5 protein-coding genes are annotated in these 6,654 nt (G+C 70.0%); 2 read left to right on the plus strand and 3 right to left on the minus strand.

Features of this window, described 5'->3' with window-relative positions; all coding sequences use genetic code 11:
- Positions 1 to 27 precede the first annotated feature (27 nt).
- A complete protein-coding gene (gene pruA, locus AB0N07_RS49270; RefSeq protein ID WP_365847297.1) occupies positions 28 to 1,659 on the minus strand; it encodes an L-glutamate gamma-semialdehyde dehydrogenase in 1,632 nt (543 codons plus the stop codon).
- Positions 1,660 to 1,912: 253 nt separating this feature from the next.
- Complete coding sequence (locus tag AB0N07_RS49275) at positions 1,913 to 2,839, minus strand: proline dehydrogenase family protein (RefSeq protein WP_365847299.1); 927 nt, start codon at positions 2,837 to 2,839, stop codon at positions 1,913 to 1,915.
- A gap of 128 nt (positions 2,840 to 2,967) precedes the next feature.
- Here AB0N07_RS49275 and AB0N07_RS49280 point away from each other — a divergent pair, with 128 nt between their 5' ends.
- A complete protein-coding gene (locus AB0N07_RS49280; protein ID WP_365847301.1) occupies positions 2,968 to 4,179 on the plus strand; it encodes a helix-turn-helix domain-containing protein in 1,212 nt (403 codons plus the stop codon).
- Between the two features lie 227 nt (positions 4,180 to 4,406).
- Here AB0N07_RS49280 and AB0N07_RS49285 read toward each other — a convergent pair whose 3' ends face one another.
- Positions 4,407 to 4,997 carry a TetR/AcrR family transcriptional regulator gene (locus AB0N07_RS49285; RefSeq protein ID WP_365847303.1) on the minus strand — a complete coding sequence of 197 codons (591 nt, stop codon included), beginning with the start codon at positions 4,995 to 4,997 and terminating at the stop codon, positions 4,407 to 4,409.
- 95 nt (positions 4,998 to 5,092) lie between these two features.
- Between AB0N07_RS49285 and AB0N07_RS49290 the strand changes: the two genes are divergently transcribed.
- The coding region (locus tag AB0N07_RS49290) for an MFS transporter (protein WP_365847305.1) at positions 5,093 to 6,654 on the plus strand (1,562 nt) is incomplete at its 3' end.

Here is a 6,654-nt window from a genome sequence, read left to right on the forward strand (position 1 = left end):
AGCGGGGCTGCGGCGTCAGGTGATCGGTCAGCCCATGTGCGGGTACGTGTAGTCCGTCGGCGGGACCAGCGTCTCCTTGATGGCGCGGGTCAGGGTCCAGCGCTGCAGGTTCTGCGGGGCGCCGGCCTTGTCGTTGGTGCCGGAGGCACGGCCGCCGCCGAAGGGCTGCTGGCCGACGACGGCGCCGGTCGACTTGTCGTTGATGTAGAAGTTGCCGGCCGCGTAGCGGAGCTTGTCCATCGTGTACGCCGCCGCCGCACGGTCGCCCGAGATGACCGAGCCGGTCAGCGCGTAGTCGGACACCGACTCCATCTGGGTCAGCATCTCCTCGTACTTGTCGTCCTCGTAGACGTACACGGCGAGGAACGGGCCGAAGTACTCGGTGCGGAAGACCTCGTTCTCCGGGTCGTTGCACTCGACGACCGTCGGACGGACGAAGTAGCCGACCGAGTCGTCGTAGCTGCCGCCCGCGACGATCGTGCAGGCCGGGTCGGACTTCGCGCGGTCGATGGCGGCCTTGTTCTTGGCGAAGGAGCGCTCGTCGATGACGGCGCCGATGAAGTTGGCGAGGTCGGTGACGTCGCCCATGGTCAGGTAGTCGACCTCGGCGGCGAACTCCTCCTTGAAACCGGAGTTCCAGATCGAGGCCGGGATGTAGGCGCGGGAGGTCGCGCTGCACTTCTGGCCCTGGTACTCGAAGGCACCGCGGGTGAGCGCCGTCTTGAGGACCGCACGGTCGGCGCTGGGGTGGGCGACCAGGAAGTCCTTGCCGCCGGTCTCGCCGACCAGGCGCGGGTAGGAGCGGTACTTCTCGATGTTGTTGCCGACCGTCTTCCACAGGTACTGGAAGGTCTTGGTCGAGCCGGTGAAGTGGATGCCGGCCAGGTCGCGGTGCTCGAGCGCCACCTTGGAGACCTCGATGCCGTCACCGGTGACGAGGTTGATCACGCCCTTGGGCAGACCCGCCTCCTCCAGCAGCTGCATCAGCAGGACGGCCGCGTGGGTCTGGGTCGGGGACGGCTTCCAGACGACGACGTTGCCCATGAGCGCAGGAGCGGTCGGCAGATTGCCCGCGATCGCGGTGAAGTTGAACGGCGTGATCGCGTAGACGAAGCCCTCCAGCGGGCGGTGGTCCAGGCGGTTCCAGACACCCGGGGAGTTGGCCGGGGGCTGCTCGGCCAGGATCTGGCGGGCGTAGGCGACGTTGAAGCGCCAGAAGTCGATCAGCTCACAGGGACAGTCGATCTCGGCCTGCTGGGCGGTCTTCGACTGGCCGAGCATGGTGGAGGCCGCAAGGGTCTCGCGCCACGGGCCGGACAGCAGCTCGGCCGCGCGCAGGATGATCGCGGCACGGTCGTCGAAGGACATCGCGCGCCAGGCGGGCGCGGCGGCGAGGGCCGCGTCGATGGCGTCCTGGGCGTCCTGCTGGGTGGCGTTGGCGTACGTGCCCAGGCGGGCCTTGTGGTTGTGCGGCTGCACGACGTCGAACCGCTCACCACCGCCCATCCGCTTCTCGCCGCCGATCGTCATCGGAAGGTCGACCGGGTTCTCGGCCAGTTCCTTCAGCTTGGCCTCCAGCCGGGCACGCTCGGGCGAGCCGGGGGCATAGCCGTGCACCGGCTCGTTGACGGGGGTGGGGACCTGGGTCACAGCGTCCATGGGGTACCTCTTCCGAGTGATTCCCGGGCTTCAGCCGGGGGGAAGCTGAAGCCCTTGCGTATGGTGAGCGGCGGTCAGGGCTTGACCGTCACGGACTCGCCGCGGCGAGCTCGTGAGAAGCCCCCTCGGGGGCGGAGTCACGGGATCCGTAACTCCTTTCAACGGGTCCGGGTCCGGCTCAGCCGGCCATGGGGCGGCGACTGTCGGCCTCCGAACAGTTTTCGGAGACCGAAACCGCCGCTCATCCAGCACATCACCCCTTGCTGACCATCGAGCGGACGAAAAAGCGCAGGTTCGCCGGCTTCTCCGCAAGCCTTCGCATGAAGTAGCCGTACCAGTCGGTGCCGTAGGCGGTGTAGACGCGCATGCGGTGGCCCTCGGCGGCCAGCCGCAGGTGCTCGTCGCTGCGGATGCCGTACAGCATCTGGAACTCGTACTCGTCGAGCTTGCGCCCGGCCCTGCGGGCGAGTTCCTGCGCTATGGAGATGAGGCGCGGGTCGTGGGACCCGATCATCGGATACCCCTCGCCCTCCATCAGAGTCCTCAGGACCCGGACGTACGCCTTGTCGATCTCCTGCTTCTGCTGGTACGCGACCTCGGCGGGCTCCTTGTACGCCCCCTTCACCAGCCGCACCCGGCTGCCGGCCGCGGCGAGGCGGCGGGCGTCGGCCTCGGTGCGGAACAGGTAGGCCTGGATGACGCAGCCGGTCTGCGGGAAGTCCGTCCGCAGCTCCTCGTGGATGGCGAACATCGAGTCGAGGGTGGTGTGGTCCTCGGCGTCGAGCGTGACCGTCGTACCCATGGCGGCGGCGGCCTCGACGACGGGCCGGACGTTGGCGAGGGCGAGCTCGTGGCCGCCGTCCAGTGCCTGCCCGAACATCGACAGTTTCACGGACATCTCGACCCGCTCGCCGAGGCCCAGGTCGCTCAGCCGGTCGATCAGCGTCAGGTAGGCGTCGCGGGCCGCAGCGGCCTGCTCGGGGGTGGTGATGTCCTCGCCGACGACGTCCATCGTCAGCTCCAGGCCGCGGCCGGTGAGGTCCTCGATGATCGGCAGGACGTCGTCGACGGACTCACCGGGGATGAAGCGGTCGACGACCTGCTTGGTCACCGGGGCCGCCGAGATCAGGCGTCGCATCCGGTCGCTGCGCGACGCGGCAAGAATCACGGGACCCAGCACGGGGCACCTCCACAAACCAGCAGATAGAACCACCGTGAAACCTAAGGATCCCTCCGATCCTCAGCCATCGACAGCTGTCACGCATCCGTGCCGCAGATCTCAGACAGATGTATGAAGCGGGCCCGGAAATGCGCGAGAATGCCCGAGTGACGTCCGAAGTTTTCAGCCATGCGGGTGACTACCAGGAGCTGGTCGACGAGATCTCCGAGCTCCTCGGCGTCCCCGCGACCCTGGAGAACCGGGACTTCGAGCTGATCGCCTTCGGTGCGTACGACAGTGAGGGCGACCTCGACGCCTCCGCGCTGGACCCGGTGCGCACCCGCTCGATCCTGACGCGGCGCTCCACGTCCGCGGTCCGTTCGTGGTTCGAGGGCTTCGGCATCACCCGGGCGACGGGCCCCGTCCGCATTCCGCCGACGCCCGAGGCGGGCGTGTACCGGGGACGCATCTGCCTTCCGGTACGCCATCGGGGTGTCGTCCTCGGCTACGTCTGGCTGCTGGACTCGGACCCGGGCCCGACCGAGGAGCAGCTGACCGCGGCCATGGAGGTGGCGGCCCGCATCGGCGCGCTGCTGGCGGACGAGGCGCAGCACGGTGCCGACCTCACCCGGGAGCTGCGGGCCGTGCTCACCGCCGAGCGCGGCTGGCCGCAGGACATGGCGGTCGCGGAACTGCGCACGGCGCTGGGCGCCCGCGCGGACGGCCTGCACACGGTGGTCTGCGTGACCCCCTGGCCGTCCGCCGACCCGGACGACGCCCCTTCGGTCCGTACGGTGCCGGGCGCGACGGCGCTGTGCACGGTGCCGTGGGGTGCGGCCTCCCAGTCCCTCGCCCTGCTGGTACGGCTGCGCTCGGCGGACGTCCTGACGCCGGCCGCCTCGGCGGCGGGGCGACTGCTGGAGCGGGCGCGGCAGTTGGAGGGGGGCGGCACGGCGGCGTGCGGCATCGCGGCCGCGCGCACCGGGCTCGCGGAGCTGGCGACGGCCTGGCACGAGGCCCTGGCGGCGGCGCGGGCCGCCCTGGCGGAGCCCCGGCTCGGCCCGGTCGCCGAGTGGGCGCACATCGGCCCGTTCCGCCTGCTGACCGCGCTCCCGGCGGAGGTCGCGCACGACCCTGCCGTACGCACCCTGTTGTCCCCCACCTACCGCGAACTCGCCCGTACCGCCGAGATCTACCTCGACTGCGCGGGCCAGGCCGCCCGCACGGCCGCCGAGCTGGGCATCCACCGCCAGACCCTGTACTACCGCCTGTCCCGCGTGGAGAAACTGACGGGCCTCGACCTGGACGACGGCGAGGACCGGCTGCTGCTGCACATGGCGTTGAAGGGAGCGCGGTTGTAAGAGAGCACGGTTGTTGCCGTGCCCCAAGCCGTGACGGGAACGGCGGCTGCGCATCGTTGGGCGGACCTCGTTCAGCAGACCATCCGGTACGGCACCTCCGGGAGGTACGTCTTCCACCGCCGACGAGGACCCCTCGCCCCCCAGCGGCTCAGTTCGCCGCAGCTGCCGGTCCTCGCGGCGAAGGCGTCCACGGGAAGACGGTGAACCCGGTCGATGCGGGCACCGGATCAGCCCTCCTTGACGCCCGCGATCACGCGGCGCAGGCCCTCGGTGAGCTGCGCGGCATCCGTGGCCGTGTCCGGATTGAAGAGCCACTGCACCATGAGCCCCTGGAGGAGGGTCTGGTAGAAGCGCCCCTCGGTCTCGACGGCCTCCTTGCCCTGTTCTTCCTCCGGGATGCCGTTGAACAGGGGCAGGAGCCCCGAGCGGCCCTGCTCCTCCGCCTCGACGAGCATCCTGCGCACCTCCGGCATGCGGTCGCCCTGAAGGATCAGCTCGAAGCTCAGCATCCAGATCGCGCGCGATTCGCCCACCGCCTCGACGATGTTCGTCCACACCGCCTGGAAGCGCTCCAGCGACCCGGCGGGCGTCGACTTCGTGGCCTCCCCGTCTCCGCCGGGCTCGAACCGATGCCCCGTGGCCTCGATCAGCGCGACATACGCCTGCACCAGCAGCGCGTCCTTCGACCCGTAGTGGTAGCCGATCGACGCCAGGTTGGTCCCCGACTCCTTGACGATGTCCCGCGCGGTCGTACGCAGGAACCCCTTCTCCAGCAGGCAGCGCTTGGCGCCTTCGAGCAGATCCTCACGGTGTCCCATGCCCCTACCCTACTCCGATCCATACAGCCGTCCCATACGCTTGACTTATACATTCGTTCTAGACAGACGTTTAAGACGCTCGTACAGTCCCTATCATGACGAACCCGACGAACACCACCACAACCCCGCCCGGCCAACTGGCCGGCCGCCGCGAATGGACCGCAGTGGGCGTGCTGATGCTCCCGTTGCTGCTGGTCTCGATGGACGTCTCGGTGCTGTACTTCGCGATCCCGGCGATCAGCGCCGACCTGGAGCCGAGCGGCACCCAGCAGCTGTGGATCTTCGACATCTACGCCTTCGTCCTGGCCGGCCTGCTGATGACGATGGGCTCGCTGGGCGACCGCATCGGCCGCCGCAGGCTCCTCCTGACCGGCGCGGCGGCCTTCGGCGCCGCCTCCCTGGTCGCGGCGTACGCGAACAGCGCCGAGACCCTGATCGCGGCCCGCGCGGTCCTCGGCATCGGCGGCGCGACCCTGATGCCCTCGACGATGGCGCTGATCCGCACGATGTTCACCGACCCGGGCCAGCGCGCGAAGGCGATCGGCCTGTGGTCCGGTGTGATGACGGCCGGCATCGCGCTCGGCTCGGTGATGAGCGGTGTCCTCGTCCAGTACTTCTGGTGGGGCTCGGTCTTCCTGGTCAACCTGCCCGCGATGGCGCTGCTCCTGATCCTCGGCCCGTTCCTGCTGCCCGAGTCGCGCGACCCCGCCCCCGGCCGCTTCGACCGGCTGAGCGTGCCCCTGTCGATGGCCGCGGTGCTGCCCGTCATCTACGGCCTCAAGGAGATCCCGTCGGAGGGCTGGCACGTCCAGTACGTCGTCTCGATCACCGTCGGCCTGCTCTTCGCGACCGCCTTCGTCCACCGCCAGCGCACCGCGGCGTCACCGATGATCTCGCCGGCGCTGTTCCGCGGCCGCGGCTTCGCGCCCTCCGTCCTCCTCAACCTCATCGGCTCGTTCGCCATCATGGGCTCGGCGTACTTCACCACGCAGTACCTGCAGTCGGTGCTCGACAAGAGCGCCATGGAAGCCGCCCTGTGGGCGCTGCTCCCCTCGGTGCCGATCGGCATGGCGGCCCCGATGGCGACCGCGCTGGTCCAGAAGGGCGTCGACCGCGCCTACGTGGTCACCGCGGGCTTCGCGATCGGCGCGGCCGGCTACGCGCTCCTGGCCTTCGCGGACACGGACTCCCTCTGGCTGGTCCTGGTCGCGTGCGGCGTCCTCGCCTCGGGAGTCGTCATGGTCATCTCCCAGATCACGGACCTGGCGCTGAGCAGCGCCCCGGTGGAACGGGCGGGCTCGGCATCCTCCCTGATGGAGACCGGCGCGGAGTTCGGCGGCGCGCTCGGGATGGCGATCCTGGGCTCCATCGGTACGGCCGTCTACCGCCACGGGATCCCTGCCTCGGCCCCCGCTCCGGCCCACGAAACACTGGGCGGCGCACTGGCGGTGGCCGCCCAGCTCCCGGGGCGCGCGGGAGACGCCCTGGCGACGACGGCCCGCGAGGCGTTCACCAGCGGTATGCACGGCGCGGCGATCGCCGGGACGGTGGTCCTGGTGGGATCCTCGGCCAGGCGCAGTGGCCGGTCCGCGGCCGTCGCGATCGCCAGGAGGTCGGCCAGGGTGAGCACCTGCTCCCCCGCACCGCCGTACGCGGC

It is taken from the genome of Streptomyces sp. NPDC051172 (genome assembly GCF_040682555.1).
GTDB lineage: Bacteria > Actinomycetota > Actinomycetes > Streptomycetales > Streptomycetaceae > Streptomyces.